Here is a 26,799-nt window from a genome sequence, read left to right as displayed (position 1 = left end):
GCTTCGCCCGTACTGTCATGCTGATCCTGCGGGCAGCTTCCGCTGCCTCGAAGTATGGACGTCCCGTGCGGGCTGGGCGCAGCCGCGCAGCAGGCGAACCCAAAGGAACACTGCATGTCCGAGACCAAGTATCCCGCGAGCAGCACGCCTCCGTTCGGCACGCAGAAGTCCGGTTCGTCACGAACCCGGCGCCGCACGCTGGTACTGGCGACTGCAATTGTCGTAGCGATCCTGGGAGTGCTCCTATACCAGACAATGGATATGGGGAGCGCGGTTGACGGTTCGTCTACTGCGGCCACCGGCAGGTGGTGGTCGTTGCTTCCGCCGGTCGTCGCCATCAGCCTCGCTCTACTCACAAGGCAGATCCTCCCTGCACTCTTTGCGGGAGTCTGGCTCGGCGCGTGGCTAGCGGAAGGACTTTCGGCGTGGGGTTTAGTGACGTCACTCCTGGATTCCGCTGGCGTCTACGTCGTGGATGCGATCGCTGAGCCCGACCACGTCATGATCATTGCCTTCACGCTCATGATCGGGGGCCTCGTCGGCATTCTGAGAAAGAATGGTGGCACGGACGGAATCGTGCGCATCGTGACGCGGTGTGCATCGACGCCCCGGCGCGGTCAGGTGGCTACGGGCGGTTTGGGCGTCGCAATTTTTTTCGATGACTACGCGAATACCTTGGTTGTCGGCAACACGATGCGTCCGGTCATGGATCGACTGCGTGTGTCCCGGGAGAAGCTCGCCTACATTGTCGACTCTACGGCCGCGCCGATCGCGACACTGGCTCTGCTGTCAACCTGGATCGGATTTCAGGTCGTCTTGATCGACGATGCTATCGCTGGGACGGACCTGACCGCGAACGGCTTTGCGGTGTTCGTTGAATCGCTGAAATATGCTTTTTACCCCATCCTGGCCCTCGCTCTGGTGTTCGCGATCGCGTTGAGCGGCCGCGATTTTGGCCCGATGCTCCAGGCTGAGCGGCGGGCACGAACCACTGGTGCAGTGTCACGCGAGGGCGCGGATATCGGACTCGGCGGCGTCGAAGACGAGTTGACCCCGCACGAGGAGGCACCGCGTCGACTCGTGAATGCACTGTTGCCGATTCTGGTGCTAGTTGGCACCACCGTGGCGGGCCTCTTCGCTACTGGCGAGGGTGCCTCGATCATTGAGATCGTCGGGGACGGTGACCCATTCAGTTCGCTGCTATGGGGTGCGCTGCTCGCGATCCTCGTCGCTGCAGCATTGAGCATGAGCCAGGGGATCTTGACGATCGCCGATGTGGTTGCGGCATGGTTTGCCGGCGTTAAATCGGTGCTGTACGTCGTGATCATCCTCGTCCTCGCCTGGGCTCTGGCGGCGCTGACCGGGATCCTCGGAACCGCCGAGTTCCTCGCTGGCGCTCTCGGGACTGCCCTGCCTTTGTTCCTTCTGCCCGCAGTGCTTTTTGTCGTGGCGGGCGCAGTCGCGTTTTCGACTGGCACCAGTTGGGGGACGATGGGCATTCTGACCCCGCTCGCTGTTCCTGTCGCGTGGGCGGTACTCGATGCGCGTGGTCTGGCGGACGCGGCGGGACATCCAATTCTGTTCGCGTCGGTTTCGACAATCCTGGCTGGCGCAGTACTTGGAGATCACTGCTCACCCATCTCAGATACCACCGTCATTTCGTCGCTGGCATCGCAATGCGACGTCATTGACCACGTCCGAACCCAACTCCCCTACGCTCTCTTCGTCGGCGCTGTCGTGATTGTTTTCGGGCTTGTGCCAGTTGGCTTGGGCCTGCCATGGTGGGCTGCGATGGCCCTCTGCGCCCTCGTCGTAGTTGGTGGTCTCATGGTCGCCGGACGCAAGTCCGATGCCGTGGACGCTCCAGGCTTCAGCCCACGACCAGACCCGGAAGCACGCGAGGTGAGTGGATAGTGAATAGGCAGAATCTCTTTGAGGACTGGCAGAACCTAGGCAGTCGTCAGGTCGCTGTAAACGGTGTCGAACTCCAAGTGACTGAGCACGGTGAGGGGCCGCTTGTTGTCTTTTGCCACGGGTTCCCCGAGCTGGGATTCGCATGGCGGCACCAGGTCTTCGCGCTCGCTGAAGCGGGATTCCGCACGCTCACGCCGGACATGCGTGGCTATGGCGGCAGTTTTCGTCCAGACAGAATCGAGGACTACGGAATAATGGCCGTCTGCGGCGATCTCATCGGCCTACTCGACGATGTTGACGCGGACGATGCGATCTTCGTGGGGCACGACTGGGGCGCATCTGTCGTCTGGCGCCTTGCACTGGAATACCCAGAGCGGGTACGTGCTGTTGCGGGCCTGAGCGTACCGGCGACTCCGCGTCCGCCGGCGCCGCCTTTGCGGATCCTGCGGTCCCGGCTGACCGACGATTTCTATATGTGCTGGTTTCAGGAGCCAGGCGTGGCAGACGCGGTCCTTGCTGCAGATGTCCGGCGGACACTCCTCCAGGACGACGTGATCAGTGCGCGACGGATGGTGAGTCAGTCCGGCGCGGACATGCCGACTCCCCCCTGGCTGAGCGACGCTGAACTCAACTACTACATCGACACTTTCAGCAAGACCGGATTCACGGGCGGGCTGAACTACTACCGTAACTTGGACCGGGACTGGGAACTCAGCGCGCATCTGGACGGCAAAGCAATCGACCAGCCGTCGCTTTTCATCGCCGGCGCGCGTGACCCGGTCATTCAGTTCACACGGACCGACAGACTCCCCGCCATCCTCACCGATCTGCGGGCTTCCATCATTCTCGAAGACGCGGGGCACTGGATCCAGCAGGAACGGCCGAATGAGGTTAACGACGCGCTCGTCACCTTCCTGCGCGATATCTACAGCGCGGACACAAACTGACGCCCTACTGTGCTTCAGCGATCGCGGCGAGCCTCGCTATTGATGCCTGCAGCATTTCAGGTGTCGTGCCGCGCGCACGTATTAGGCGCTTCTCGTCGGTAAGCCGGGACCAGTCATAGGTGTGCGTGACGGTGGTAGCGGTGTCACCGACTGGCTCAAGCTCCCACCGCCACAGATGTCCGGGTGGCGCGTGACCAACTTCTGACGGCAGCCACGCGATGCGCCTCCCTTCGATAAACTCAACGACGTGGTTCTCCCGTACGTTGCCGTTGGTCAGGGTCATTGAGAACACCTGACCTGAGCATCGCACGCGCTGGCCGGGCTGCGCCTCGGCAAGATTGTCGTTGCCGTCCCATCGGGGCTGCTGTGACGGATCAGCTATGAGCGCGAAGATCTGATCGGGTGAAGCCGCAATCTGACGGTGCGCGCTCACAATTCGAGAACCGCCTGTCGTGTCCATCATGAGCACATTGAATCACGACACAGCGGGTCCTTCAGGCTGGCAGACACACAGGTGCCAGCAAGACTCAATTGGTGGTGAAATGAGCGTATGCCGTCGGTTGGAATCGTTCGCACTTGGAATGTGGAAGCTGGCTGGGGTGTCATCGACTCCGCGGATACCCCCGGAGGATGCTGGATTCACATTTCTACCCCGTCGACCGTGCAACATCGTGGTCTGGACGCAGGCAGAAGCGTCTACTTCGAATGGGAGCGACTGCCAGGAACCGGTATCCAGGACGGCTATCACTACGTAGCCACTGACGCGTGGTACGTCGGCGATGAACCGTTTCGCCGACCCAAGAAGGCGCACCCTCCAGGCGCATACCGCACGTCACTAACAATCACCTACGACGACGGGACGGTGGTGACAGACGACGACACGTCGACGTGATTAATCGGCGCCTTCGTGGGCATCCACCCGTGGAAACCCTTAGATGGCGGGCGGGCTTGGCGAACGGAGAGGACACGCGCCGTGGACATCGTGATCACTGGAGCTTCTGGAAACGTCGGCACCGCGCTGCTGCGCGTGCTGTCAGGGGACACGGGCGGGCCCCACCGAATTACTGGCATCGCGCGACGGCGTCCGCCGCCGCAAGCCGCCCCCTACAACGCCGCACAGTGGATCACCATGGATATCGGAACGGACGCATCCGACGAGACCTTGCGCAAGGCCTTCCGTAACGCTGACGCGGTTGTCCACCTCGCCTGGCTGATTCAGCCATCCCACGACCAGGGGAAAATTAAGGCCGTCAACCGGGAGGGAACGCGCCGGGTAGTGAGGGCCGCGATCGACGAGGGTGTGCCGCACTTGGTGTACATGTCCTCTATCGGCACCTACTCACCTGCCGCGCCGGGCGCGTTTGCGACTGAGGCATGGCCGCACGACGGGATTCCTGGCTCCTACTACAGTGCGGACAAGGCATTCTGTGAGCACCTCCTGGAACGAACTGCGTCCGGAGACACGACGATCTCACGCGTTCGGCCCACGCTCATCCTGCAGAACGATGCAGCTGCCGAGATATCGCGCTACTTCCTCGGCCCACTTGTGCCAACACGCTTGCTGCGAGATGTGCTTTTCCGCTTCGCGCCGCTGCCCAAGGACCTCCACGTGCAGTTCATTCATGCCGACGACGTCGCGCACGCCGTCACACGAATGATAAACCGCCGTGCTGGGGGTGCGTTCAATCTCGCCGCGGGTCCTGTCATCAACCGGGAATCCTGGGCCGAAATCTTCGGCGGGACAGGTCCTCCCGCGCCGGTTGCGGCCCTTCGGGGCGCAGCGGGTTTGACGTGGAAATCCCGGCTGCAGCCCACGAGTCCCGGGTGGATCGACATGGCGATGCAACTCCCGCTCCTTGATTGCAGCCGCGCGCACACGGAACTGGATTGGCGCCCGGCTGTCAGTGCTGATGACCTCTTGCCACAATTCTTTTCGGCGTTGCGAAAAGGGTCGGGGACACCAAGTGCGCCGCTACGGCCAAGGACATTCGCCCCATGGTCACGTACGACGCGCTAAGGATGAACGTCTCGGTGTTTGACCTGCGTGTCGCCGGGTAGGGCCATAGAGCTTCTGATCAGGCCGCGCGCGCGAGGGCCGCCGCAGAGAACAACCCGCAGACGCTGGTGTTGACGGCGCCGTCGTTGAGCGCTCACTCTTCACGGTTGGCGCCTCCGAACGCCGCGATACCGGCCTTGATACGTGCGGCTCGAGCAGGCTTCGCTGGTGTTCCGCCCTGTCGGCAAAGTGCTGAAAGTCAACGTCGGGCAACCGCGTTTTAAGGTCAGCGAGGTTCGCGAGCGTGTCCCAGAGCTGCTTCTTCGCTTGTTTCCCCATCGTAAGGAATTCAAGCTCATCGAACCGGTTCAGCGGCGAATAGCGCACTAGCCGTCGGTTCAGCTTGAGTCGGCCCACATGTTCAGAGGCCGCGGCCAGCCGAGCTTTGACGGGGTTTCTCCGTATGCCCAGACGACTCATGATCTCCTGAAAGGTTTCGACGTCCTCGGCGATCGCCGTCGCGACCTGCGAGAGCGCCTCTCCGGCTTCGGTTCCCCAGTGTTGGCGCGCCCAACCGTCAACGGGTGAGCACTGCCTCTTCGAGGCGAGCGAGGGCAGTTTCGAGATGCACGAGCAGGCGCTGCAGATGTGGAATTGCGGTGCGGCAGCCAATGATCCCGAAGTCCAGTGTGTCGGCGTTGCTCGTCAGGGTGATGTTCAACGCGGCGCCGTCCATGATGATGGAGGCGGGATAAACACCGTCAAGCTTTGCTCCGTCCCAGTACATGGTGCGTTTAGGACCAGGGACATTTGAGACGACGACGTTGAACGTCGGCGGCACCGTACCGCAGCTACGCGTCATGCTCGACGTAACAAACGGCGAGAGCATCGCGGCTGACACGGCCATCGCCTGCACCGGTGTCAGGCCTGCCATCATCTTCTTCGCCTGACGCATCGAGCGTGTGACAGTCTCGATGCGCACGAGCGGATCAGCAGTATCGGTGCCCAGGTTAGCGAGGACTGCCGCGACAGCATTGCCTGCACCGCCGTTCCCGTTGCCGTGCAGTGATATTGGGACGAAGGCAATTAACGGTGCGTCAGGAAGTGCGTGTTGTTCGAGGAGGTATTCGCGCAGCGCACCCCCGCACATACTGAGCACAACGTCGTTGAGCGTGCAGTTCACCTCCCTGGCTACCGCTTTGATGCGGTCGAGCTGCCACGATTGTGCGGCGAAGCGGCGCGCTCCACCGATAGGAACGTTGAACATTGTGCGCGGTGCACGCAACGGCAGTGGCATATCGCGTTCACGTGCGATGTGCCAGCCGATTGCCGCGGTTGCGCGTGCCAGACCGGTAGCTTCCCGGCCTATACCGGCAACCGCCTTGATCGCACCGAACGCGCCTCCGCCGCCAGCCTTGATAGATTGCCGCTTGTGCGGGGCGAACAGCGGTGGCACGGATGCGGCGCCGGCGTCCTCGCTGAGCGAGGACTGCATCAACTTCAGGGCGGTGACACCGTCCGCCAGCGCATGGTGCATCTTCGTGTAGACCGCAAACCGTCCATCATGGAGGCCCTCAACCAGATGGATTTCCCACAGCGGACGGTGCCGGTCGAGGAGCGCACTGTGCCAGAGTGACGTCACCTCCAGTAAATCCCTGATCCGTCCCGGACGCGGCAGGGCGGACAGCCGCACGTGGTAATCGAGGTCGATGTTCCCCTCATCTCGCCAGCTCAATGCCTTTGGTGTTGCCGACACTGAGCCGATCGTCTGGCGAAATCGCGTCGATACGGCGTCAGCATTGAGCAGTTTTGTGTACAGCTCCCGGGTGAAGTCGGGGCCAGCGCCTTCGGGCGGTGTGAAGAGCTGCAGCCCGCCCACGTGCAGCGGACGCTCTCGCCCTTCGAGTGCAAGAAAGAAATAGTCAACAGGATTGATGAACCGCATGGTGAGGCTTTCGCTGGAGTGTCGCGAGGGTTTTCACTGGTTGTAGAGCGCGTCGATCTCGGCAGCGAACTTGTCCGCCACGACGTTGCGCTTGAGCTTCATCGATGGAGTGAGTTCGCCCGTGGCCTCTGTGAAGTCGACATCAAGGATCGTGTACTTCTTGATGGCCTCGGCCTTCGATACGGTTTTGTTCGCCGCGGCGACGGCCTCTTCGACTTCGATGATCAGGTCCACGTCGGTGCGCAGGTCAGCAATGGTTGCGCCCGCGGGCTTGCCATTGCGGTCCTTCCAGCCTGGGAACGCCTCGGAATCGATGGTGATCAGCACACCGATGAACGGCTTCTGATCACCGACGACTACCGCCTGACTGATCAGCGGATGCGCGCGCAGCACGTCCTCGAGTCCGGACGGAGCGACGTTCTTACCCCCGGCGGTGATGATTAGTTCCTTCTTCCGGCCGGTGATCGACAAGTAACCGTCGCTGTCCAGGCTGCCGAGGTCACCGGTGTGGAACCAGCCGTCCACGATCGACTCAGCGGTCGCCTTCTCGTTCTGCCAATAACCGGAGAACACCACGGGACCGGCTAGCAAGACTTCACCGTCATCGTTGATGCGTACTTTGTTACCTGGCAATGGTCGTCCCACGCTGCCGATCTTCTGCCTGCCGATCGTGTTGACGGTGATTGCCGCGGAGGTTTCCGTGAGCCCATACCCCTCGTAGATCGTGACACCGATGCCCCGGAAGAAATGGCCGAGGCGTGCGCCGAGCGGGGCGCCGCCGGAGATGGCGAGTTCGCACTGTCCACCGAGCGCGCCCTGAAGTTTGCTGTAGACGAGCTTGTTGAACAACGCGTGCTGGACTCTAAGCGGGAGCGGAATATTGCCAGAATCCTGTGCCTGGCTCCAGGCGATTGCAGTCTCCGCGGCCCTGTCGAAGATCTTGCCTTTGCCGGCATCATGGGCTTTCTGCCGGGCAGAGTTATAGACCTTCTCGAACACTCGCGGCACTGACAGGATGAGGTTTGGCTGGAAGCTCCCGAAATGCTCGACGAGATTCGGGACATCGGACGTGTGGCCCACGGTGACTTTCGCTTCCACGCAAGCGACCGAGATCGCACGGGCGAAAACATGCGCGAGCGGCAGGAACATCAGGGTCTTGTTGCCTTCCCGCAGCAATGAGGAGAAGCTCGATGCGAGGATTGACGCTGACTCGGACAGCAAATTGCGGTGCGCCAACTGGACACCCTTCGGACGTCCCGTTGTGCCTGATGTGTAAATCAGGGTGGCTGGGTCGGCGGCCGTGAGCGCCGCCACCCTGTCATCAACTGCTGAATCAGCGAGATCTTTCCCAGCGGTTGCTAGCTCACTGATTGCTGAAGTGCTACCACCGTCGATCACCAGGACCGTATTGAGGGCAGGCGCAGCGGCAGCGACGGTGTCGACGTTCCTCTTGTTCTCCAGCGTCTCCACAATCAGGCCGACCGCTGCGGAGTCTTCTAGAATCCAGGCCACCTGATCCGGTGAAGACGACGCGTAGATCGGCACCGTCACTGCCCCGGACGACCAGATGGCGTAATCGAGGACGACCCATTCGTAACGCGTGTTCGCGAGGAGTGCCACGCGGTCACCCGGAGCCACTCCAAGGGCGATGAGGCCTTTCGCGGCGCTGTAGACGTCATTCTTGAATTCCGATGCGGTTACCTCTGTCCAGCTCCCTTGGGTGTGGCGCTGGAAGAGCGGATAGTTCGGGGTTTCGGCGGCGTGGCGTGCAACGACATCCGCGCATGACGCGTCTTCCGGGATCGTGTACGTCGCGGGACTACTGAACTCACGCGCTACAGCGGTGGGGTGAGGGTTCTGGGTGATGCTCATGAGATTTCCTTTTCAGCGTTGAGGCCGGGCGTAGCGGTCAGGGCGCGGCCGTGTGTTACATCCGCAATGGGCAGGCGGAGGGCTGCGGGTGCGTGTTCGGGGACTGCGGGGTGTTGCGGCGCGATGGCGGGCAGCCTGGTGTAACCCGATCCGACGGGTGGACGGTGGTCGGCCTGACCCTTGTTGGGCCAGAACGCGAGCGCACGTTCAGCCTGGGCGGTGATGGTCAGTGACGGGTTGACACCGAGGTTCGCGGTGATCGCTGACCCGTCGGTGACATGGAGCCCTGGGTGGCCGTAGATGCGGTGCCAAGGATCGATCACGCCTGTGTCGCGGCTATCACCGATCGGGCAGCCACCGATGAAGTGTGCTGTCATCGGGATGTTCGCGATCTCACCGATGGTGCCGCCGGGGACCCCATCGATCTTTTTCGAGACTCGACGTGCGGTTTCATTACCCTTCGGGATCCAGGTGGGGTTCGGTGCGCCGTGCCCCTGACTGGAAGTGAGCCGGTAGGTTCCGAATAGACCCTTCTTCCCGCGGATATTGATCGAGTTGTCGAGGGTTTGCATGACCAGGAGGATGATCGTTTTCTCGGACCAGCGGCGCACTGAGAACCAGGTGAGGTTCCGGGGGCTCAGGATCATGGCCAGCACCCAGGTCAGCCATCGCGGGATCTTCTTGCCACCATCGGTCAGCGCGGTCTGCAGCATTCCCATGGAGTTGCTGCCCTTGCCGTAGCGGACTGGTTCGATGTGGGTGTGCTCGTCCGGATGGAATGACGAGGTGATCGCGACACCGCGGGTGTAATCGTTAGCGGCAGAACGGCTTTTGGCGCCAAGAATTGATTCCGAGTTGGTGCGCGTCAGTTCACCGAGGCGCGGTGACACTTCCGGCAGCGCACCCTCGTCACGCAGGCGGTGGAGGAGTTTCTGGGTGTTGTAGGTCCCGGCCGCGAAAATGACCTGTCCGGCAGTGAAGGTAGCGAGGTTCTTTCGGCGGTGGGTGCTGCGCCCGGTTCGCACAGTGTCGACAGCGTACCCACCTTCAGATAATGGCCGTACGGTTGTGACCGTGGTGAGCGGCCGGACCTCTGCCCCGTTGCGTTCCGCAAGGTGCAGGTAGTTCTTGTCCAGTGTGTTCTTCGCGTTGTACTTGCATCCCGTCATGCACTCACCGCACCTGATACACGCGTGGCGCTCTGGACCCGCGCCACCAAAGTACGGGTCACCCACCGATTCGCCGGGCCTCGTTGCCGGACCACCGAAACACACTCCGACTGGGGTGGAGTGGTACGTGTCCCCCACTCCCATCTCCTCAGCAACCTGCTTCATCACTTCGTCAGCCGCAGTGACGTCCGGGTTGGTCTGTACGCCGAGCATGGCCTTGGCCTGCCGGTAGTACGGGCCGAGTTCCGAGCGCCAGTCGGTGATATGGGACCACTGCTTGTCCTGGAAGAAAGGATCGAGCGGTTCGTAGAGCGTGTTGGCGTACACCAGCGACCCGCCGCCGACACCGGAAGCAGCGAGGATTACCGCGTCCTTCACCATGTGGATGCGCTGCATACCGAAGCACCGCAGCTTGGGGGCCCACAGGAAGTTCCGCAGATCCCATGAAGTTTTCGGGAGATTGTTGCGGTCGAATCGGCGTCCGGCCTCGAGCACGCCAACTCGGTAGCCTTTCTCGGTGAGCCGTAACGCGGCGACCGAGCCGCCGAATCCAGAGCCGATGACGAGAACGTCATAGTCAAAGGTCATTTCATGCCTGCCTTCTTCATCACCACAAACGCTGCGGTGAGTGCGCCCGCCCAGAGCGGATAGCTCATCCGCGCAGGGGGCCGGAATCCGATGACCCGCTGGTGCGCGATGGTTTGTGCTTCGGTGTACTTGAGCAGGCCTTCCGCGCCGTGGCGCCGTCCCAGCCCGGATTCCCCCATGCCGCCCATGGGGGCATCAACGCTGCCCCACGCCGCGGCGAATGCTTCGTTGACGTTGACTGTTCCCGCGTATAGCCGCGCAGCGAGTGCGCGACCACGTTTACCGTTGCGCGTCCAGACACTCGCGTTGAGCCCATAGGTGGTGTCGTTCGCGCGGCGTACAGCTTCATCAATGCTGTCGAATGGGTACACCGAAACCAGCGGACCGAAGGTTTCCTCGCGATAACACTCCATCTCAGAGGTGACGCCCGCGAGGACGGTCGGCTCGTAGAACAGCGGCCCGAGGTCGGGTCTCGCCCGCCCACCTGCGAGTACAGTTGCGCCCTTAGCTACGGCATCGTCCACGTGGCCGGCAACAGCGGCGAGCTGCGAACGCGAGGTCAGCGACCCCATATCGCAGCTGAAATCAAACACCGCACCGAGCTGCATGTCTTCGACCCGGCGGAGAAACCGCTTCACAAACTCGTCGAACACCGACCGATGTACATAGAGACGCTCGATAGAGATGCACAGCTGCCCGGTTGACGAGAAACAGGCACGCACCGCTCCCTCTGCGGCCTTGTCCAGGTCAGCATCGTCGAGAACGACCATTGCGTTCTTGCCGCCCAGCTCGAGCGACGCACCGATCAGTTTCTCGCCCGCGTCACCAGCGATCCCCTTGCCTGAATTGGTGGAACCGGTGAACATCATGTAGTCGGATCCCTGCATCAGCGCGTCACCAAGTACTCGGCCGGGCCCAACGACTATCTGCCACAGGCCTTGTGGCAATCCCGCCTCATACATAAGGTCAACGGCCCACAGCGCACTGAGCGCGGTCTGCGTATCTGGTTTCTGAACAACCGCGTTTCCGGCGAGCAGTGCGGGGATAGTGTCCCCGGCCGCGAGGCTGAACGGGTAGTTCCACGGTGAGATCACCGTGACGACGCCTTTAGGGTGACGTAGTTCAGTCGTATGGGTGATCACTGGAAATGCGCCGCGACGGCGCCTGGTCTTCAACAGCGACGGCGCTGTGCGTGCGTAGTAGCGGGCGGTCAGAGCGATGTCCGCGACCTCGAGAAAAGCATCTCTGCGGGTCTTTCCGTTCTCCACCTGAATCAGGTCAAGAATCTCGTTTTTCCGCTGCAAGACAAGGTCATGAAAGCGCGCAATAACGCGTGCCCGCTTCCGGACCGGAGTCGCCGCCCAAGCGCGCTGCGCCTGTCGCGCCACAGCAAACGCCTCATCGACGTCTTCGCGGGTCGATACTGGCAGGTCTCCCACGATGGAACCATCGTGGGGCGCGGTCGTGATAACCCGTTCAGCATCGGGTGCTGCGCTGATCCGCATCGCTAGCTGCGGGGCTCTAGCCGCGGCAAGGGCCGAGAACGGTTGGCGAGCGCGGATTTCATCATTCATCGTCAAATCTGGAAGCTCGATGCTCATCGTTTCGCTTTCGGGATGTTGGTGGCGATTCGTTCAGCCGAAGATCGGGAAGCGCCGACGTTGCGCGAGACGGTCCATCCCCGCCTGGATGGCAGATTCGACCTGCTCGTAGATCGCGTCGACGTACGCTGCGTCATTGACCCGGTCGGGATCGCTGTCCACCATGATTGGTTCTAGGATCTCGGTGCGGATTTTGGCAGGCAGCGGGATGTGCATCGGGAGAATCTCGACTGCCAGCGGAAATGGAAAGCCTGAGATTATTGGCATTGTCGCTCCCCGCAGGCGCTTGTTCAGCCCGCTCCACCGCGCGAGTGAACGTCCCTCGGAGAGGACGAATACCGTGTCGTGGCCACCTGTGGTCGCAACGGGAACGATTGGGACTCCAGACCGGATCGCCTGCCTTACAAACCCTTTCCGCCCGGCGAGTACGGCCTTGTCGCGTTTACTCCAGCTGCGCATCGCGTCCTGCTCACCGCCCGGCCAGACCACCACATCGCGTCCTTCCTGGAGTGCGGCTGAAACCCCATGTCGCGATGCGGGGATGACACCCACAGCTTTGAAGTAGTCGCCGAGTACCGGTGCGGCCATGAGCACGTCGTGAGCGGTGCCGTGCAGGATTCGTTTTCCCTCGAAACGACGGTGCCATGCGTGGACGAGCGTCCACGCATCCATAGTGAGCGAGCCTCCAGAGTGAACGCCCACAAGTAGGGACGGTTCTTTCGGCAAACGATCCCATCCGCTAATTTCGAGACGAAAGTATCTGTCGCACAGAAAGTCCCAAACTGGGCGCTGAAATATGCGCATGAAGGCTGGATTCGGCCCGTCCGAGGTTTGGGCTTTGGATACCCGTCTGGTGATGAAACGGCTGAGTGGATCGCGAGGCGCATTCGAAGCGCGTGCCTTGGTCTGCGGATTGGAGGGTGTGGTGGCTGCTGCGGGGGTTTGTGTTTGCATGGCAAATCTTCCTCAGGGTATGACGATTCGGCGTTCGCCGTACGCACGGTGAACGTGGACGTGGTGGTGTGACTTGTGGAGTTCCGGCCGTCAGGCTGCCGAGATTGCCTCGATGTAGGGCGCGTAAATGCGGGCCACACCCGAGACCGCTTCGTCGCGGTCTCGAGGCGCGAGGGCAACGAAACTCAGGGCAGTGCGGGTTATCGCTTCGCCAAGGACACGGGCGTCATGCGGGCTCGCGTTCACCCAGCTGCGCTGGAACGCTTCTGCGATGACGGGGGACGCGTGGTCGACAAGGAATTGGCTTTCCACGGTGATCATGCGCAGCAGGTCAATGGGTGAATCGGTAGCCCGCAGTGATTCGACGAGGGGGTCCGCTTCTATGCGGCGGAAGAAGTCGAGGTAAGCGGCATGAACGGCGTGATATGCCGCGCCGGGATTGGCATAGATTTCCCGCACGATCGCGTCCGCGATGTCGCTCGTAAGTCGGGAAGCGTAGGCGCGGGCGAGGCCGCTGCGCGACTGAAACTCGTTATAGAGCGTCTTGCGGCTAACTCCGGCTGCTGAGGCGATGTCCGCCATCGTGACCGCAGACCATTTCTTGACCTTCAGCTGTTCACTGAGGGCGTCGAGAACAGCGCGGCGCATGAGTGTCAGCGCAGTTCTCTGGTAGCGGTTTGGCGACCATTCGGCCTCGGCCATGCGCTCAAGAGTAGTAGACGGGTGGATTGCTCGCGGCCTCCTCAGATTGTGCGGACTGTTCTGCATGGAATCTCCTGCTTAGGCGCTAGCTCTGTATACAGAATAGCGTCGAGTGTGAAATAAGTACACAACTGGCGCTATGTGTGTAACTAAAAGTGGTACACGTCACTTGTGCTGCGGGTAGTTGCAGAACCGATGAAATGGCCGACTTCTTCTGTGGCATCGGTACATTCGGCCACCAGGCCCGCGTGCAGGTGCGCCACATGCCATAGCCCGGGAAATATGCGCTGGCGGATCGCGCCGCCCGCGTTCCGCACATGCTCGACGAATCTGTCGATGTCGGGACCGAGAATCTCGTCGCTTCCGGCGTGCACAAGCATCGGCGGCAGCCCGGACAAGTCCGCGTACATGGGTGATAGCGCCGGATTCGTCAGGCTTTCTGTGACCCCTCCATAGCGAGCAGCGCAGGAACGCAGCCAGGCCGTGCGGAGCATCGGGTCACGATTATCGTCGCGCACGCCGGTCAGGGTCAGGTCAACCCAGGGCGACATCAATGCAATCCCCGCCGGTGCAGGGATTCCCCCATCGCGCAATGTGGTGCACAGCGCGAGTGCGAGCCCAGCCCCTGCGGAATCACCCGCGATCGCAATTCGTCCGGGCACAATGCCGCGCTGCAAAAGCGCTTTATACGCATTGATCGCGTCCTCGAGCGCCGCAGGGTACGGGTGCTCTGGAGCGAGCCGGTAATCAGCCAGATAGACCGGCATCCTGGCTGCGGCGGACAGGTGCGCGGCCAACGCCCGGTGCGTTCTGGGCGACCCAACCGTGTAGCCACCACCGTGCAGGTAAAGCACAGCCCGGTGCGCATCTGCAGCTGGAGTCTTCACTCTTTCTGCTGGGCACCCGTACAGCGAGATGCGGTTGACCTGAGTGCCCTGCGGCATTTTCGCGACCCGCCCTGCAATATCGAGTACTGCGCGCTGCACCCCTACCGGTATCGAGGGAGAGAGTGTGGGCCGGACGACGCCCCGCACTACGAGCCTCATCATCTGCCGCGCCAGCGTCATGACTGAACCGTTCCTGAAAACGCCGGGGCCTGAGCAGGTGCGGCGTGGTAGTCGTTCTCGTCAAACGTGCGCGTTGAACGGCGGTAAGCGAACGTGAAGCCTGGCCAGTTGTTGGTCACTTTGCCGGATGCAGTCTTATACCAGCTCGAGCACTCCCCTGCCCAGACTGTGGCGCCAATCTTTTTCTGCACCTGAGCGTTGAATACGCCCTGGACGTGAGGCAGTACGTCGAGCCACTTGATGTCACCCTTAGCCAGGCGTGTAATGCCCTGCAGGATGTAGCGGATCTGGGACTCCAGCATGAAGACGATGGAGCTGTGCGACAGATTTGTATTCGGCCCGTACAGCATGAACAGGTTCGGGAACCCAGCAACCGTGATGCCGAGATACGCCTCGGCTCCCTCTCGCCACTCCTCGTTCAGGGTCTTCCCCTCAATCCCGGTGAATTCCATCGGCGAGAGAAAATCGGTGGCCTGGAAGCCTGTCCCCAGAACGATCGCGTCCACCTCGTGCAGAACTCCATCAGCGGTGACCAGCCCATCAGGTGTGATTTCGGTAATTCCCGAGTTCACAACGTCAACGTTCGGCTGGGCGAGCGCCTGGTAGTACTCGTTGGAGATCAGGATGCGCTTGCAGCCGATCGGGTCCTTCGGGGTGAGCTTGTCACGGAGTACCGGGTCTTTGATGGTCTGCTTCAGGTGCCGCTTAAAACGCCACTCGATGACGTTCATCGCCTTGGGGAACTTCGTGAACGCGAGCGCCCGTGGCTCCAGCGTGGCGTACGTGGCCCACCGCGAAAGCCGAACCAGACCTGGGACGCGGCGGAACAACTCCACCGCAGCCCTAGAGTAGGCATAATCGGGCTTCGGGATCACGTGTGCGGCATCGCGCTGAAACAGCTCGACCTGGGCGCCGCTGGCAGCGATTCTTGGCACGAACTGGATGGACGAAGCGCCCGTGCCAATCACGCCGACCTTCTTGCCTTCCAGTTGATAGTCGTGGTTCCACGTGGCGGAGTGAAAGATCTCGCCCTTGAACGTGTCGAGGCCCGGGATCCGGGGGTAAGCGGGGCGGCTGAGCTGACCAGTTGCCGTAATAACGACATCTGCACGGTGCGTGCGTCCGTCAGCGAGCTCCACCGCCCATGCCCCTTCATGCTCATCAAACTTTGCGCCGCGTACTTCCGTGTTGAATTTGATGTGCGGCAGCAGGCCGTACTTTCGGGCGCAGTCGCGGAGATATTCGTGGATTTCGGCTTGCGGAGCGAACCGGCGTGACCAGTCGGCTTTCGGCTCGAAGGAGAACGAGTAGAGGTGCGAGGGCACATCGCACGCGGCCCCTGGGTAGTCGTTGTCGCGCCACACTCCGCCGACATCATCGGTTTTTTCGAACAGTGTGAGGTTGTCGAAGCCAGCCTTCTTGAGCTGGATCGCCATCCCCAGGCCACCGAAGCCGGTGCCGATAATGGCAACTGAAGGTGCGTGTGTAAGGCGGGCTGCTCCCATTGTCATGTCCTCGCATTTAACTCGTCGGTATTGGGACTGAAATCAAGAATATGAAGGTCAGATCGCAGAAAACAGGTGATAATTGGCCCAAGAGTTACTAGATATGGCCACTCCGAAGGGGCCACGCGATCGGGAGGTACCTGCAGTGATCCGGCAAGCGATACCGCGGTCGCCGGCGAGCGCGGCGTTGCTCATCGAGTTCGCGCAGGCCCGCGGCGTCGCACTCGCGACGTGCCTTAAAGGCACACGACTCACGATGAGTGCCCTGAGAAACCCCGCCACTGAGGTGACCGCCCAGCAGGAACTGCGGCTCATTGCAAACACCGTTGAGGCCCTCGACTACGAGCCCGGTCTGGGAATCGAGGTAGGCCACCAGTACCACCTGACAACCTATGGAATCTGGGGTTTCGCACTGATCAGCAGCCCAACGCTGCGCAACGCGATCGACGTCGGCTTACGTTTCGTCGGACTGACATTTGCGTTCTGCCGAATCACCGCGCGTCTGCATGACGACGAAGTATGGCTAGTTCTCGACCCAGATGAGGTTCCAGTCGCGGTGCGCAGATTCGTCACCGAGCGCGACAGCGCTGCGATAAAGAACCTCCAGCAGGAACTGGTCGGACAATCCGTCCCGCTCCGGCGGGTCACCTACACCTTCCCACCACCCGCCGATGGTATCGAGCGCTACACCGAAATGCTCGGCACTGCACCCGTGTTCGGCGCGGACGAGAACACACTCGTGATCGATCCCCTCTACCTCGACGAGCCACTGACGCAAGCGAACGAATACGCGAGAGCACTCGCACAGTCTCAATGCCGTGACTTGCTCAACCAGCGCGAAGCGCGCGCAGGCTTGTCCGGTCAGGTACGGGACCTGTTGCTTGCGGACCCAACCCAGCCGCTCACACTCGAAGAAGCTGCCCGCGAACTGCACATGAGCAGTCGAACAGTGCGCCGACTACTCGCGGCAGAAGGAACCTCGTTGCGCGCGTTGACGAATGAGATTCGAGAAGGACTTGCCGAGGAACTCCTGATCACCGGGCGCATGCCTGTCGCCGACGTCGCACACCGGCTCGGCTACACGGAAGTATCCAGTTTCTCGCAGGCATTCCGGCGGTGGAAAGGACTTGGGCCGCGCGAGTACCGGGCGCGGGTGAGCGCGGGATCAATTTCCCGTTAGGCGCATGTTCAATCCACAACCCTGTCTCTGAGCCAATGGCACAGCAGCAGGGCAACCTCGACATCGAGCCGATCGCCGCTGATCTCGCGGCCACGGCGCTCCAACGCGCGCCGAACCCGATATCTGACGGTGTTGGGGTGCATGTGCAGCTCCTCCGCCGCGCTCTTGTAACCCGAGTCGGCCCGCAGGAAAGCACGCAGCGTCTCCCGCAATCTCTCGTCGCTTTCCGTAGGTGACGCAAGGGGACCGAGAACTTCACCCACCCAAGAGCGCGTCGCATCAGCGTTCTCGACAAGCAGGCCCGACAACAGCACGCCACATTCGCTGGCATCGGTCACCCGCTTTTCCTGCTGTCCCGTTGCGTGCGCGACCGTGCGGGCCAACTGCGCCTGCTGATGCGAACGACGGAAACCGTCCAGTCCGTGGAGCGGCTGCCCAATTGCAACGAAAGGGGCTTGCGGCGTCGCATCAACCGCATCGCGGACCGCTTGCTGCACAGTTGCTCTTGCTGCCGCACTCACCGGGACCCACACCCACCCCGTGAGCCGGTCGGCAGCGACAAAGAGCGGAGACTCAGGTCCGGCCACCCCACTTTCGTGAAGTTTGTGCACGAACCTTTCGATGGCCGTGAGTTCGCCCCCTCCCTGCTGATCGTGACACCACACAATGATTGCCAGGTGAACCCTTCTCAAGGGATAGCTGATTGCCGATGTCAGAACATCAAGATCAGCATCGGTATCAGTGTCACCACCCGCGAGCAGTTCACGCACGCGCGACGAGCGCAGGCTGTTGCGGCTCGCCTGCCAGCGATCACGCTCATCCTGATACACCCGAATCACTTGCTGCGAGATCCAATCGATGTATCTGAACGTGAGCGCGGTGATTCGTTCGATGACGTCAAGAATTAGCTGGGAGTCGAAATCACAGCCGCGGATCTCCTCCATCACCACGTTCAGCACCGTTTGATGACCGATGCGGTAGGCCCTGATCAGTGCGTCAGCAGACACGTCACGTTGCGCAAGTCTGCGTGCATATTCAAGCGCGGTTGTTGGCGGCTCAATGTGGTCGAGGGAAATGTCATTGCGGATTGCCGCGAAAACGGTATCGATATTCGCTGCAACGGTGTCATGCAGCAGCTGTTGTAGCTGAGCATCATCCCGCAACTCCGAGATTTCCCGCATCAGAGTGTCCTGCGTGGAGCGGGTTATCGCACCCAACTGGTCATCGAGCCGCGTGATGATTGCCGCCGCGGAGTCAGCGACGACGGCACGGTAGTCACCGTCTTCCCGGTCGTCGCGCGTCATGTGCGGAGCGTAATTAAGCGGAGCTTGTGCCGGGAGTCATTCGGGAATTCCAGCTTGTATCGAGCCTACAAAGGCTGCACGAAAGTTGGTATCGCCGTGCCATCGGCACATCGATTCTCGCTCCGTAGCGTGATTTGCACCCAACCGACAAAGCGAGAGACTATGACCTCAACAGCGCCGAATGACCTCCACAGCATCGACCTCGCAGACTCCACCGTGTGGGATGGCGGGCCTCCCTATGAGTTGTTCAAGCGACTCCAGCGCGAAGACCCGGTTCATTTCAGCGCGCAGCGCTCAGCACCCGGCGAAGGTGGCTTCTGGTCGATCACTCGGTACGATGACGTGCGGGCGGTAAGCCGCGACCATAAGACGTTCTCGTCGGAAAAACGCGGAATATTCCATTTCGACGATATTGGCGTCCCACTCGATATTCAGCGACTGCAGATGATCTCGATGGATCCCCCGCGCCACGACCGTCTGAAAGCACTTGTCATCAAAGCGTTTACGCCGCAGCGAGTGGCCGAACACGAAGATCACATCCGCCAGATCATCGGACGGGTTCTCGACAGCGTAGCTGACCAGGAGAGATTCGACCTCGTGGCTGATGTGGCGCGACCAATCCCGGCCCGCGTCATCGGCTCTTTCCTCGGTACTCCGCCCGAAGACGATGCGACGCTGGTGCATTGGACCAATGTGTTCACCGCGTTCGAGGACCCCGCGATCCGCGATCAATGGTCCGACACCGCGGGCGTGGTCACCGAGATCATCGAATACGTCAATGGACTCATCGCACAGCGCCGCGAACACCCTCAGAACGACTTGCTGTCAGCGCTTATGGACGCTGAAGTCGATGGCGAAAAGCTCAACGAACTCGAGCTTGCAACGTTCTTCATTCTGCTGATGTCAGCCGGTAACGACTCCACCCGGGCTACTTACAGTGCAACGATGCTTGAACTGCTGCGGAACCCGGAAATGCTCGCTCAACTCCGTGAACAGCCCGAACTGATCGAGGCGGCAGTCGAAGAGGGGCTTCGCTGCTATCCAGCTTTCGCCTTCATGGCCCGCGCAGCGACCCGCGACATCGAAATGCACGGCAAAACGATCAAGGAAGGCGACCGCGTCTTGCTCTGGTATCTGGCGTCGAACCGCGACGAAACCGCGTTCGAGAATCCAGATAAGTTCGACATCACGCGTCCCGGCCTCGCCGACAAGCATCAGGCTTTCGGCGGGCGTGGACGCCACTTCTGCCTCGGCGCTAACCTCGCTCGCCTGGAACTGCGGCTGTGGATCGAGCAGACATTGCAGCGCTTCCCCAATCTCGAGCTCGACGGCGAACCGACCCGTGTCCGGGCCTTGTTCCTCAACCAGTACAACTCGATCCCAGTGCGGCGGACATCATGACCGCCCCGGAACTCCTCGCCGAATCGCCCCAGCGGAACAGGGGCACCTATCGGGAAGTTGAACTTGACCTTCAGGTACGAAAACGTGAGCTCGTTGCGGAGGGAGTTGTGGTACTTACTCTCGCGGACCCTGCGGGCGCTGACTTGCCTGAATGGACACCTGGCGCACACATCGACCTGATGATGACACCGACGCTCATACGCCAGTATTCGCTCTGTGGGGATACCTCCAACAGCGCCGAGTGGAAAGTCGGCGTGCTGCTCGATCCGGCCAGCCGCGGCGGTTCACAGTTCGTCCACGACAAACTGCATGAGGGAGCCACCGTTCGTGTTCGCGGCCCGCGTAACCACTTTCCGATGGTGCAGGCGGCTCGGTACAAGTTCATCGCCGGCGGGATTGGCATCACCCCGATCTACACGATGATCGCCGCTGCCGCAGCGACCAATGCTGACTGGCAGCTGCTGTATGGCGGCAGAACACGGTCGTCGATGGCTTTCCTTGACGTGCTGGGAGATCACGGCGATCGGGTCTCGGTGTGTCCCCAGGACGAGACAGGGATGCTTGACCTGGCCGGGGAACTCTCCGCGCCTGACGAAGACACCGTTGTGTACTGCTGTGGTCCTGAAGGGCTTCTCAGCGCAGTTGAACAAGCATGCAAGAGCTGGCCCACCGGAAGCCTGCACATAGAGAGGTTTGCCGCGAAGGCATTCGAGCCTGCCGTCGGCGGAGACAGCGCTTTTGAGGTCGAGTGCCAGCGGTCCGGTGTGAGTGTGACTGTGCCGCCAGGCAAGACGATCTACGAAGCGGTCGAGGAAGCGGGCGTCGACGTCCTCGGTTCTTGCATGGAAGGCGTTTGCGGCACCTGCGAATGCGATGTCATCGAAGGCGACCCCGACCCTCGTGACTCCGTACTGTCGGATGCGGAGCGAGAAAGTGGAGACACAATCATGATCTGCGTTTCGCGATCCAGGTCCGAAAGGCTGGTGCTGGACCTATGAGACCCAACTATCCATTCAACTGCTGGTACATAGCCGCAGCGAGCGAGGAGATAGCCGGGCTCTTCGCTCGGCGGGTACTCGACCAGCCGGTCGTGATGTTCCGTCGAGGCACAGGTGAAGTCGTCGCAATGGAAGACCGCTGCCTGCACCGGGCTTATCCTCTCTCGAAGGGCAGAATCGAGGACGATCGCATCGTATGCGGCTACCACGGCTGCACATACGACGCTGATGGTCGCCTCGTGGACGTGCCATCTCAAGAGAACGTCCCGCCAGGAGCCCGAGTGCGGACGTACCCGATCCACGAGAAATCGGGGTTCGTGTGGCTTTGGCTCGGTGAGCCTGCGGCTGCTCGTCTCCGGCCGCCGCCACGAATCCCCTGGTCCGCGGAAGAAGATGGATGGGGGAAGTCGCTCGAGGTGTCCCGCGTGCGGGCAAACTACCTGCTACTTCATGAGCACTACCTCGACCTGACCAACGTGTTCCACATGTACCCCGAAGCAGCACCACCAGATATACACACACTTCCGCCTTTGAATGAAGTGGAAGTCTCCGAACTGTCGGTGTCCTACTCTCGTCTGACGGTCCCCACGCGTCCGGCGTCGTGGGAGATGGACGTTGCGGGTCTCGCGGCGGATACGAAGCTGCCCAGGGTTGAGGAAGGGATCTTCGTCTCCCCCGCGCTACACGTTCAGCGCTACATCGTCGATCCAGATGGGGAGAAACCCTACGTGCTGCTGCGAGTGCAAGGTTTCACGCCGGAAAGTCATGGGGCCACCCACGTTTTCCTGCAGATCCAGCGCAACTACGCGATCGCTGACGACAGGGTGACCGTATATTTGCGGACCATGTTTCACGAGATGGGCAAACGTGATCAGGACGTCCTCGAAACAGTCCAGCAGCAACTGGATCAAGAGACCCGGCCTCGCAGAGACCTCAACTTCAAGGCCGACCGGGCTGCCATCCGCGCACGCCGCATTGCGCAGCAGATGGTCGACGACGAGCGATTTGTGCTCAGGTGACTTCGTCGTTGTCAGGGGTGCTCGGTATTGACAGCGCAACAATGAGTTCAAGAACGGTTTGCGGATCACTCAGCCTGTCACCGTAAAGTTCACGCAACTGCGTCATGCGATATCGCACCGTCTGGGCATGCACGTACAGGTCTGCCGCCACAAGGTCGCGCTGCCCCTGATGAAGCAGCCACGACCGGAGCGTTTCGCCGAGACGCTCGGCGGAGCTGGCCCGGATCTCGGCCAGCGGTGCGAGTACGCGGTTCCTGAGGTCCTCGGCTGCCTCGAGGTCTGCGGTGAGGATCAGCTCCACCAAGTGTTCATTAGTGTCTATGGGTGCGGCGATGTCGCCGCGTACGATTTCGCGGGTGCGCAGCGCTCGCTGATACGACGAGCGCACACGGGTCCATTCGCGTGCCGGACCAACGATAGCGTGGCGGTCCTCGAGCAGTCGCAGCAGCGTAGCTCTGTTTGCCCCGTCCATATCAGGAATCAGAAGAACCGCGGAAGGATCAGTCGCCTCCATACCAGGGAGTTCTTCTGTGATGTGCAATGTCGCTTGACCAAACCGGGACATGAGGCCGCGGGTTTGCGCGAGCGGCAGTAACACCGCGGTGAGCGTGTCCGGCGCCTGCCAGGTCGCACGCTCCGCGCTGGACAACAGCGCCTCTTCTGGTTTTCCAGCTAGGAGGTTCTGCCCGAGCTGATCAAGATAATGTTGTCTGACTTGCCCGGTCGTGGCACGTTCATCGGCGTGACCGGCAATGCTTGCAGCCGAGAGCTCATCGATGAACGCGAACGCGAGTTCGGCGAACCGCGCGACGGTGAGGGCAGGCAGCCCTCTCTCAACGACAGTCGTTGCCATTTCACGCCAGGCAGCGCGCGCGCCAACTCGATAGGCCGCGAGGAGTGCGTCCATCGACCTCCCATTGCGCGCCTCCCCTCTGCCGAGTTCGTACGCGCCATCGAGCGCAGCGGGGAGAGGCGACCTCAGGTCCGAGCCTTCGGCGCGCGCGGCGATCTGCACGAGCGCCCCGAGGGCCATTCGGACCGCGCCTTCGATGGTTTTTCCCATGCGTCCGCTGAAGGCCCGTGAGTAGCTGGGTACCTCTACCATGACCGCGGCGACCGTCAGCTCCGCGAACCGGGGCAGACCTACTTGAAGGGCGGCGACAATCTCAGGGTCGAGGGCTAGGCCGGTAACGAGACCCAGATCACGCTCAGCCCGCTCATTTGCCATGAACTATTCCTGACGAACAAAAGCCGACTGATCTTTCACGCTTCACGGACAAGAGTTTATGCCGCGAAGTAGGAGATCGTAGAGATATGACAACAAGGGCACCGAAATCACCCACTGTCGGCACCCTGCGTGACCGTTTGGTCAAGCTTGCCCAGATTGCGACCACACCGCTAGTCCCGTCGGACTATCTGGATCTCGTCGCACCCCTGCGATCCGGTACTGCGTTACGCGGCCGGATCACCGCGATTCACCCGGAAACGCGTGACGCAGTGACCCTCGTGATCAGGCCCGGGCGGGACTGGCAGCCACATGAACCAGGCCAGTACGTTCGGCTCGGGATCGACGTCGACGGTGTGCGCCAATGGCGGACCTACTCGCTGACATCCGAAACGGACCGCGTGGACGGCTGTATTGCCATCACGGTCAAAGCGATCCCTGGAGGGACCGTCAGTAACCACTTGGTCCGGCGTGCGCGCGTCGGCACAATCGTGCACCTCGACGGTGCCGCGGGTGATTTCACACTCGGTGCCCACGTTCCGGCCAAGGTTCTGTTTGTCACTGCGGGGAGCGGCATAACCCCCGTCATGGGGATGCTGCGCAACAAAGCGGAGCATCTCGACGATGTGGTTGTCGTCCACTCCGCACCTACTGCGTCCGAAATGATCTTCATGAGCGAGCTTCGCAAGCTCGCACAGCGAGGACGGATCCAGCTGATTGAACGGCATACCGAAACCAGCGGCAGACTCACCGTCTCAGAACTCGAAAAACTGGTCGGTGACCTGGCTGATCGCGAAACGTGGGCGTGCGGCCCTGCGGGGCTGCTTGACACTCTCGAACAGCATTGGGCCGAACGTGGCCTCACCGGGCAGTTGCACACCGAGCGCTTCCGGATCGAGCCAGTGGTCGCCGGAGACGGCGGCAAAGTGACGTTCACCCGATCCGGGACAACCGTGGAGGCTGCCGGATCAGAATCCCTGCTCGACGCCGGTGAAGGCTCCGGGGTCCTCATGCCTTCGGGCTGCCGGATGGGAGTCTGTTTCGGATGCGTCGTGCCACTCAAAGAGGGTGCGGTGCGAGATCTCCGCTCCGGCGACATCACTGAAGCATCTGAAGGCGTCCTCATCCAAACGTGTGTGTCTGCTGCGGCAGGCTCGTGCAATATCGACGTATAAGGAATTTGATATGACTCCATTGCAGCGCATAGAAGACAACCCCATCGCCCATCTCACCGCTCAGGACATCGAAAACCTAGGTCAGGAACTCGACGCCATCCGCAGCCAGATCGTCGCCAGCCGCGGCGAGCGCGACGCCAACTACATTCGTTCGGTCATCAAAATGCAGCGGACGGTCGAACTCGGCAGCCGCGGTGTGCTCCTGTTCTCGCTCCTCCCGCCAGCGTGGCTCATCGGGACCGCGGGTCTCGCCTTCGCGAAGATCGTCGAGAACATGGAAATCGGCCACAATGTGATGCACGGCCAGTGGGACTGGATGCGTGACTCAAAGATCCATTCGACAACCTGGGAATGGGACAACGCCTCACCAGCGGCGATGTGGAAGCACTCCCATAACGAACTTCACCACACCTACACGAACGTCCTCGGCAAGGATAACGACCTCGGCTACGGCATCATGCGTGTCGACGAGGACCAGAGGTGGACCCGCTACCACCTCATCCAGCCGCTCGCCAACTTCGTCAACGCCTGCTTCTTCGAATACGGCATCGCCGCATACGACCTCGAAATCGGCAAGTACCTCAAAGGCCGCATGGACAAGGAAGAGTTCCACAGCAAGCGCAAAGCGATTCTGGCCAAAATCCGCAAGCAGGCCGCGAAGGACTACGTGGTGCACCCGCTCTTGTCGGGACCTTCCGCACCCACCACCTTCCTCGCGAACGTCACCGCGAACCTGATCCGCAACCTATGGACTCATTCCGTGATCATGTGCGGCCACTTCCCTGAAGGCGTGCAGACCTACGAGAAGACCTCGATCGACGGCGAGACCCGTGGCGAGTGGTACCTGCGGCAAATGCTCGGCTCCGCCAACATCTCTGGCGGCCCACTGCTGCACTTCATGACCGGGAACCTGTCCTACCAGATCGAACACCACCTCTACCCAGACCTCCCAAGTAACCGTTACCAGGAGATCGCCCCGAAGGTCCGCGAGGTGTTCGACCGGTACGAACTCAAATACATCAGTGGCCCCCTCCCGAAACAGGTCGGGTCCGCCTGGAAGAAAGTATTCCGGCTTTCATTGCCGAACGGGTTCCTGAGCAACGCGAAATCCGTTCCCAAGCGGGTCCTGCGGGGAAAGTTCACACCCTGGAAGCCTGCGGCTGAGGTTCAGGCAGCGGCCTGAGGCTACGCGCTCACGGCGGGCGCGGGTTTCTCATCAGGCCGGTTCCGCAAGGTCAGGTGAGACCCGCGCACTGGAAATGTGCAGCTGCGTTAGTTGCTCCTACCGCGGCTGCACGCAACTCGTGCAGCCGCGTCCGCCAATCTCACCCGTCCTCCGTGCCGCTGACAATCCGTTTTGCTTCGGCCAATCCGATGCCAGGATGATCTGTCCGCAATTGTTTGACGGCTCGGACTGCGCCTTCCTCCTCTGCGATGCGCCGATACTTCGCCCTATCAGCCTCCGTGAGAGGAGCGGGGGTTTTGCCTCGCGACTGCACGAGCCCCGCCCCGATTAGCAGGAGCCCGCATACCACCGCGATGGCACCGGCGACTCCGATCCCCGAGACAAGCCCGTCTCCTTGTGCGAGACCAACTGCGCCCGCAAGGACAAGTAGCGTCCCAGTGGTCATCGGTCGCGTCCAGCGCATTGTTCCCGGCCTCCTATCCCAACTCTCTAGCCGCGTATTTTCCTTCTTGGGCACTTTCATGGTGCATGAACTCAGATTCTGTTGCGCTTGGTATTGGTTCAACGGCCGCGAGAGGCAGATCCTCGTAAGCTGTGCTGATGACCGAGGACGACAGGCCTGCAACTGTGTCAGATGTTCACGAAATCGCAGGTGGGATGCCATACGTCAAGGTGGAGAAGGCGGGCACTAACCCGGTCTATCAAGTCGGTGGGAAATCGTTCGTTTTCTTCCGCAACCCCCGCCCAGATGCATTCGATCCCGACACTGGGGAGAGGTATGACGACGTGATCGTCGTCTGGGTAGCGAGCGAGAGTGAGAAGAAGTCGCTCATCCAGGATCGTCAGCGTCCCTACTTCACCACCGCGCATTTCGACGGCCACCTCTCCGTGCTCGTGAGAGCCTCGAAACTGCATGAGATCCCGTACGGAGAGCTAGTGGAGCTTATTCAGGACGCGTGGCTGTGCCGGGCATCGCGCCGACGTTCCAGCGAATGGCTAGCTGAGCACGGCCTAGCTTGAGCCAATCTCACATTTTGCCGCTCCGAAACGT

General features: G+C 61.2%; 23 protein-coding genes. 11 read left to right on the top strand and 12 right to left on the bottom strand.

Annotated features, from left to right (window positions below; genetic code table 11):
* The first annotated feature begins 114 nt into the window (after window positions 1-114).
* Entirely contained in the window at window positions 115-1,914 is a 1,800-nt protein-coding gene (locus tag FHU29_RS06770; RefSeq protein ID WP_064442038.1) for a Na+/H+ antiporter NhaC family protein, read from the top strand.
* Window positions 1,914-2,861 carry an alpha/beta fold hydrolase gene (locus FHU29_RS06765; RefSeq protein WP_064442039.1) on the top strand — a complete coding sequence of 316 codons (948 nt, stop codon included), beginning with the start codon at window positions 1,914-1,916 and terminating at the stop codon, window positions 2,859-2,861. Before FHU29_RS06770 ends, FHU29_RS06765 begins: the two co-directional genes overlap by 1 nt.
* A gap of 4 nt (window positions 2,862-2,865) precedes the next feature.
* On the opposite strand, the gene FHU29_RS06760 is transcribed toward FHU29_RS06765, so the two are convergent.
* On the bottom strand, window positions 2,866-3,324 hold the full coding sequence (locus tag FHU29_RS06760; protein WP_064442040.1) for an SRPBCC family protein: 459 nt from the start codon (window positions 3,322-3,324) through the stop codon (window positions 2,866-2,868).
* A gap of 87 nt (window positions 3,325-3,411) precedes the next feature.
* On the opposite strand from FHU29_RS06760, the gene FHU29_RS06755 reads away from it, so the two are divergent.
* Both FHU29_RS06755 and FHU29_RS06750 read left to right on the top strand, forming a co-directional pair.
* On the top strand, window positions 3,412-3,753 hold the full coding sequence (locus FHU29_RS06755; protein WP_064442041.1) for a cold shock domain-containing protein: 342 nt from the start codon (window positions 3,412-3,414) through the stop codon (window positions 3,751-3,753).
* Between the two features lie 81 nt (window positions 3,754-3,834).
* A complete protein-coding gene (locus FHU29_RS06750; protein WP_064442042.1) occupies window positions 3,835-4,878 on the top strand; it encodes an NAD-dependent epimerase/dehydratase family protein in 1,044 nt (347 codons plus the stop codon).
* 556 nt (window positions 4,879-5,434) lie between these two features.
* Here FHU29_RS06750 and FHU29_RS06745 read toward each other — a convergent pair.
* From FHU29_RS06745 to FHU29_RS06710, 8 genes are all read right to left on the bottom strand, one after another.
* Window positions 5,435-6,802: a WS/DGAT/MGAT family O-acyltransferase gene (locus FHU29_RS06745; RefSeq protein WP_064442044.1), complete on the bottom strand. Its 1,368-nt coding sequence runs from the start codon at window positions 6,800-6,802 to the stop codon at window positions 5,435-5,437.
* Between the two features lie 33 nt (window positions 6,803-6,835).
* Window positions 6,836-8,674: an AMP-dependent synthetase/ligase gene (locus FHU29_RS06740; RefSeq protein WP_064442045.1), complete on the bottom strand. Its 1,839-nt coding sequence runs from the start codon at window positions 8,672-8,674 to the stop codon at window positions 6,836-6,838.
* Window positions 8,671-10,431: a GMC oxidoreductase gene (locus tag FHU29_RS06735; RefSeq protein WP_064442046.1), complete on the bottom strand. Its 1,761-nt coding sequence runs from the start codon at window positions 10,429-10,431 to the stop codon at window positions 8,671-8,673. The genes FHU29_RS06740 and FHU29_RS06735 overlap by 4 nt, the downstream gene beginning before the upstream one ends.
* A complete protein-coding gene (locus tag FHU29_RS06730; protein ID WP_083962491.1) occupies window positions 10,428-12,032 on the bottom strand; it encodes a succinic semialdehyde dehydrogenase in 1,605 nt (534 codons plus the stop codon). Before FHU29_RS06730 ends, FHU29_RS06735 begins: the two co-directional genes overlap by 4 nt.
* 33 nt (window positions 12,033-12,065) lie before the next feature.
* Window positions 12,066-12,986: a lysophospholipid acyltransferase family protein gene (locus FHU29_RS06725; RefSeq protein ID WP_221194687.1), complete on the bottom strand. Its 921-nt coding sequence runs from the start codon at window positions 12,984-12,986 to the stop codon at window positions 12,066-12,068.
* A 90-nt stretch (window positions 12,987-13,076) separates the two neighbouring features.
* Window positions 13,077-13,688 carry a TetR/AcrR family transcriptional regulator gene (locus tag FHU29_RS06720; protein ID WP_064442047.1) on the bottom strand — a complete coding sequence of 204 codons (612 nt, stop codon included), beginning with the start codon at window positions 13,686-13,688 and terminating at the stop codon, window positions 13,077-13,079.
* 149 nt (window positions 13,689-13,837) lie between these two features.
* Entirely contained in the window at window positions 13,838-14,755 is a 918-nt protein-coding gene (locus tag FHU29_RS06715; RefSeq protein WP_064442048.1) for an alpha/beta hydrolase, read from the bottom strand.
* Complete coding sequence (locus FHU29_RS06710) at window positions 14,752-16,260, bottom strand: flavin-containing monooxygenase (RefSeq protein ID WP_064442049.1); 1,509 nt, start codon at window positions 16,258-16,260, stop codon at window positions 14,752-14,754. The genes FHU29_RS06715 and FHU29_RS06710 overlap by 4 nt, the downstream gene beginning before the upstream one ends.
* 103 nt (window positions 16,261-16,363) lie before the next feature.
* Here FHU29_RS06710 and FHU29_RS06705 point away from each other — a divergent pair, with 103 nt between their 5' ends.
* Entirely contained in the window at window positions 16,364-17,440 is a 1,077-nt protein-coding gene (locus FHU29_RS06705; RefSeq protein WP_221194686.1) for an AraC family transcriptional regulator, read from the top strand.
* Between the two features lie 8 nt (window positions 17,441-17,448).
* Here FHU29_RS06705 and FHU29_RS06700 read toward each other — a convergent pair whose 3' ends face one another.
* Window positions 17,449-18,744 (bottom strand): PucR family transcriptional regulator, encoded by a 1,296-nt coding sequence (locus FHU29_RS06700; RefSeq protein WP_064442051.1) that lies wholly within the window; start codon window positions 18,742-18,744, stop codon window positions 17,449-17,451.
* 162 nt (window positions 18,745-18,906) lie between these two features.
* Here FHU29_RS06700 and FHU29_RS06695 point away from each other — a divergent pair, with 162 nt between their 5' ends.
* From FHU29_RS06695 to FHU29_RS06685, 3 genes are read left to right on the top strand one after another with little or no spacing between them, the layout of a single operon-like run.
* The gene (locus FHU29_RS06695; RefSeq protein ID WP_064442052.1) at window positions 18,907-20,145 is read left to right on the top strand and encodes a cytochrome P450; all 1,239 of its coding nucleotides are present in this window, start codon (window positions 18,907-18,909) and stop codon (window positions 20,143-20,145) included.
* Window positions 20,142-21,143: a PDR/VanB family oxidoreductase gene (locus FHU29_RS06690; protein WP_064442053.1), complete on the top strand. Its 1,002-nt coding sequence runs from the start codon at window positions 20,142-20,144 to the stop codon at window positions 21,141-21,143. Before FHU29_RS06695 ends, FHU29_RS06690 begins: the two co-directional genes overlap by 4 nt.
* Window positions 21,140-22,162 (top strand): Rieske 2Fe-2S domain-containing protein, encoded by a 1,023-nt coding sequence (locus tag FHU29_RS06685; RefSeq protein ID WP_064442054.1) that lies wholly within the window; start codon window positions 21,140-21,142, stop codon window positions 22,160-22,162. Before FHU29_RS06690 ends, FHU29_RS06685 begins: the two co-directional genes overlap by 4 nt.
* Here the strand turns inward: FHU29_RS06685 and FHU29_RS06680 are convergent.
* On the bottom strand, window positions 22,155-23,390 hold the full coding sequence (locus tag FHU29_RS06680) for a PucR family transcriptional regulator (RefSeq protein WP_064442055.1): 1,236 nt from the start codon (window positions 23,388-23,390) through the stop codon (window positions 22,155-22,157). The two genes, FHU29_RS06685 and FHU29_RS06680, sit on opposite strands and share 8 nt — an antisense overlap.
* A gap of 86 nt (window positions 23,391-23,476) precedes the next feature.
* Here FHU29_RS06680 and FHU29_RS06675 point away from each other — a divergent pair, with 86 nt between their 5' ends.
* Both FHU29_RS06675 and FHU29_RS06670 read left to right on the top strand, forming a co-directional pair.
* Window positions 23,477-24,562, top strand: coding sequence for a ferredoxin reductase (locus FHU29_RS06675; protein WP_064442056.1), 1,086 nt, complete (start codon window positions 23,477-23,479; stop codon window positions 24,560-24,562).
* 10 nt (window positions 24,563-24,572) lie between these two features.
* A complete protein-coding gene (locus FHU29_RS06670; protein WP_064442057.1) occupies window positions 24,573-25,745 on the top strand; it encodes a fatty acid desaturase family protein in 1,173 nt (390 codons plus the stop codon).
* Between the two features lie 142 nt (window positions 25,746-25,887).
* On the opposite strand, the gene FHU29_RS06665 is transcribed toward FHU29_RS06670, so the two are convergent.
* Entirely contained in the window at window positions 25,888-26,211 is a 324-nt protein-coding gene (locus FHU29_RS06665) for a hypothetical protein (protein WP_064442058.1), read from the bottom strand.
* A 137-nt stretch (window positions 26,212-26,348) separates the two neighbouring features.
* Here FHU29_RS06665 and FHU29_RS06660 point away from each other — a divergent pair, with 137 nt between their 5' ends.
* Complete coding sequence (locus tag FHU29_RS06660; protein ID WP_064442080.1) at window positions 26,349-26,768, top strand: MmcQ/YjbR family DNA-binding protein; 420 nt, start codon at window positions 26,349-26,351, stop codon at window positions 26,766-26,768.
* The last annotated feature ends 31 nt before the right edge of the window (window positions 26,769-26,799 follow it).

It is taken from the genome of Hoyosella altamirensis (genome assembly GCF_014191505.1).
GTDB lineage: Bacteria > Actinomycetota > Actinomycetes > Mycobacteriales > Mycobacteriaceae > Hoyosella > Hoyosella altamirensis.
Note: the sequence above shows the minus strand (reverse complement) of the source record. Positions and strands in the feature narration are given on the sequence as shown.

What these genes read in the sequence shown, in the direction of transcription:
- FHU29_RS06770 (WP_064442038.1), top strand. Translation starts at nt 115, where the DNA reads ATGTCCGAGACCAAGTATCCCGCGAGCAGCACGCCTCCGTTCGGCACG.
- FHU29_RS06760 (WP_064442040.1), bottom strand. Translation starts at nt 3,324, where the DNA reads ATGATGGACACGACAGGCGGTTCTCGAATTGTGAGCGCGCACCGTCAG.
- FHU29_RS06755 (WP_064442041.1), top strand. Translation starts at nt 3,412, where the DNA reads ATGCCGTCGGTTGGAATCGTTCGCACTTGGAATGTGGAAGCTGGCTGG.
- FHU29_RS06745 (WP_064442044.1), bottom strand. Translation starts at nt 6,802, where the DNA reads ATGCGGTTCATCAATCCTGTTGACTATTTCTTTCTTGCACTCGAAGGG.
- FHU29_RS06740 (WP_064442045.1), bottom strand. Translation starts at nt 8,674, where the DNA reads ATGAGCATCACCCAGAACCCTCACCCCACCGCTGTAGCGCGTGAGTTC.
- FHU29_RS06735 (WP_064442046.1), bottom strand. Translation starts at nt 10,431, where the DNA reads ATGACCTTTGACTATGACGTTCTCGTCATCGGCTCTGGATTCGGCGGC.
- FHU29_RS06730 (WP_083962491.1), bottom strand. Translation starts at nt 12,032, where the DNA reads ATGAGCATCGAGCTTCCAGATTTGACGATGAATGATGAAATCCGCGCT.
- FHU29_RS06725 (WP_221194687.1), bottom strand. Translation starts at nt 12,986, where the DNA reads ATGCAAACACAAACCCCCGCAGCAGCCACCACACCCTCCAATCCGCAG.
- FHU29_RS06720 (WP_064442047.1), bottom strand. Translation starts at nt 13,688, where the DNA reads ATGGCCGAGGCCGAATGGTCGCCAAACCGCTACCAGAGAACTGCGCTG.
- FHU29_RS06715 (WP_064442048.1), bottom strand. Translation starts at nt 14,755, where the DNA reads ATGACGCTGGCGCGGCAGATGATGAGGCTCGTAGTGCGGGGCGTCGTC.
- FHU29_RS06710 (WP_064442049.1), bottom strand. Translation starts at nt 16,260, where the DNA reads ATGGGAGCAGCCCGCCTTACACACGCACCTTCAGTTGCCATTATCGGC.
- FHU29_RS06705 (WP_221194686.1), top strand. Translation starts at nt 16,364, where the DNA reads ATGGCCACTCCGAAGGGGCCACGCGATCGGGAGGTACCTGCAGTGATC.
- FHU29_RS06700 (WP_064442051.1), bottom strand. Translation starts at nt 18,744, where the DNA reads ATGACGCGCGACGACCGGGAAGACGGTGACTACCGTGCCGTCGTCGCT.
- FHU29_RS06695 (WP_064442052.1), top strand. Translation starts at nt 18,907, where the DNA reads ATGACCTCAACAGCGCCGAATGACCTCCACAGCATCGACCTCGCAGAC.
- FHU29_RS06690 (WP_064442053.1), top strand. Translation starts at nt 20,142, where the DNA reads ATGACCGCCCCGGAACTCCTCGCCGAATCGCCCCAGCGGAACAGGGGC.
- FHU29_RS06685 (WP_064442054.1), top strand. Translation starts at nt 21,140, where the DNA reads ATGAGACCCAACTATCCATTCAACTGCTGGTACATAGCCGCAGCGAGC.
- FHU29_RS06680 (WP_064442055.1), bottom strand. Translation starts at nt 23,390, where the DNA reads ATGGCAAATGAGCGGGCTGAGCGTGATCTGGGTCTCGTTACCGGCCTA.
- FHU29_RS06675 (WP_064442056.1), top strand. Translation starts at nt 23,477, where the DNA reads ATGACAACAAGGGCACCGAAATCACCCACTGTCGGCACCCTGCGTGAC.
- FHU29_RS06670 (WP_064442057.1), top strand. Translation starts at nt 24,573, where the DNA reads ATGACTCCATTGCAGCGCATAGAAGACAACCCCATCGCCCATCTCACC.
- FHU29_RS06665 (WP_064442058.1), bottom strand. Translation starts at nt 26,211, where the DNA reads ATGCGCTGGACGCGACCGATGACCACTGGGACGCTACTTGTCCTTGCG.
- FHU29_RS06660 (WP_064442080.1), top strand. Translation starts at nt 26,349, where the DNA reads ATGACCGAGGACGACAGGCCTGCAACTGTGTCAGATGTTCACGAAATC.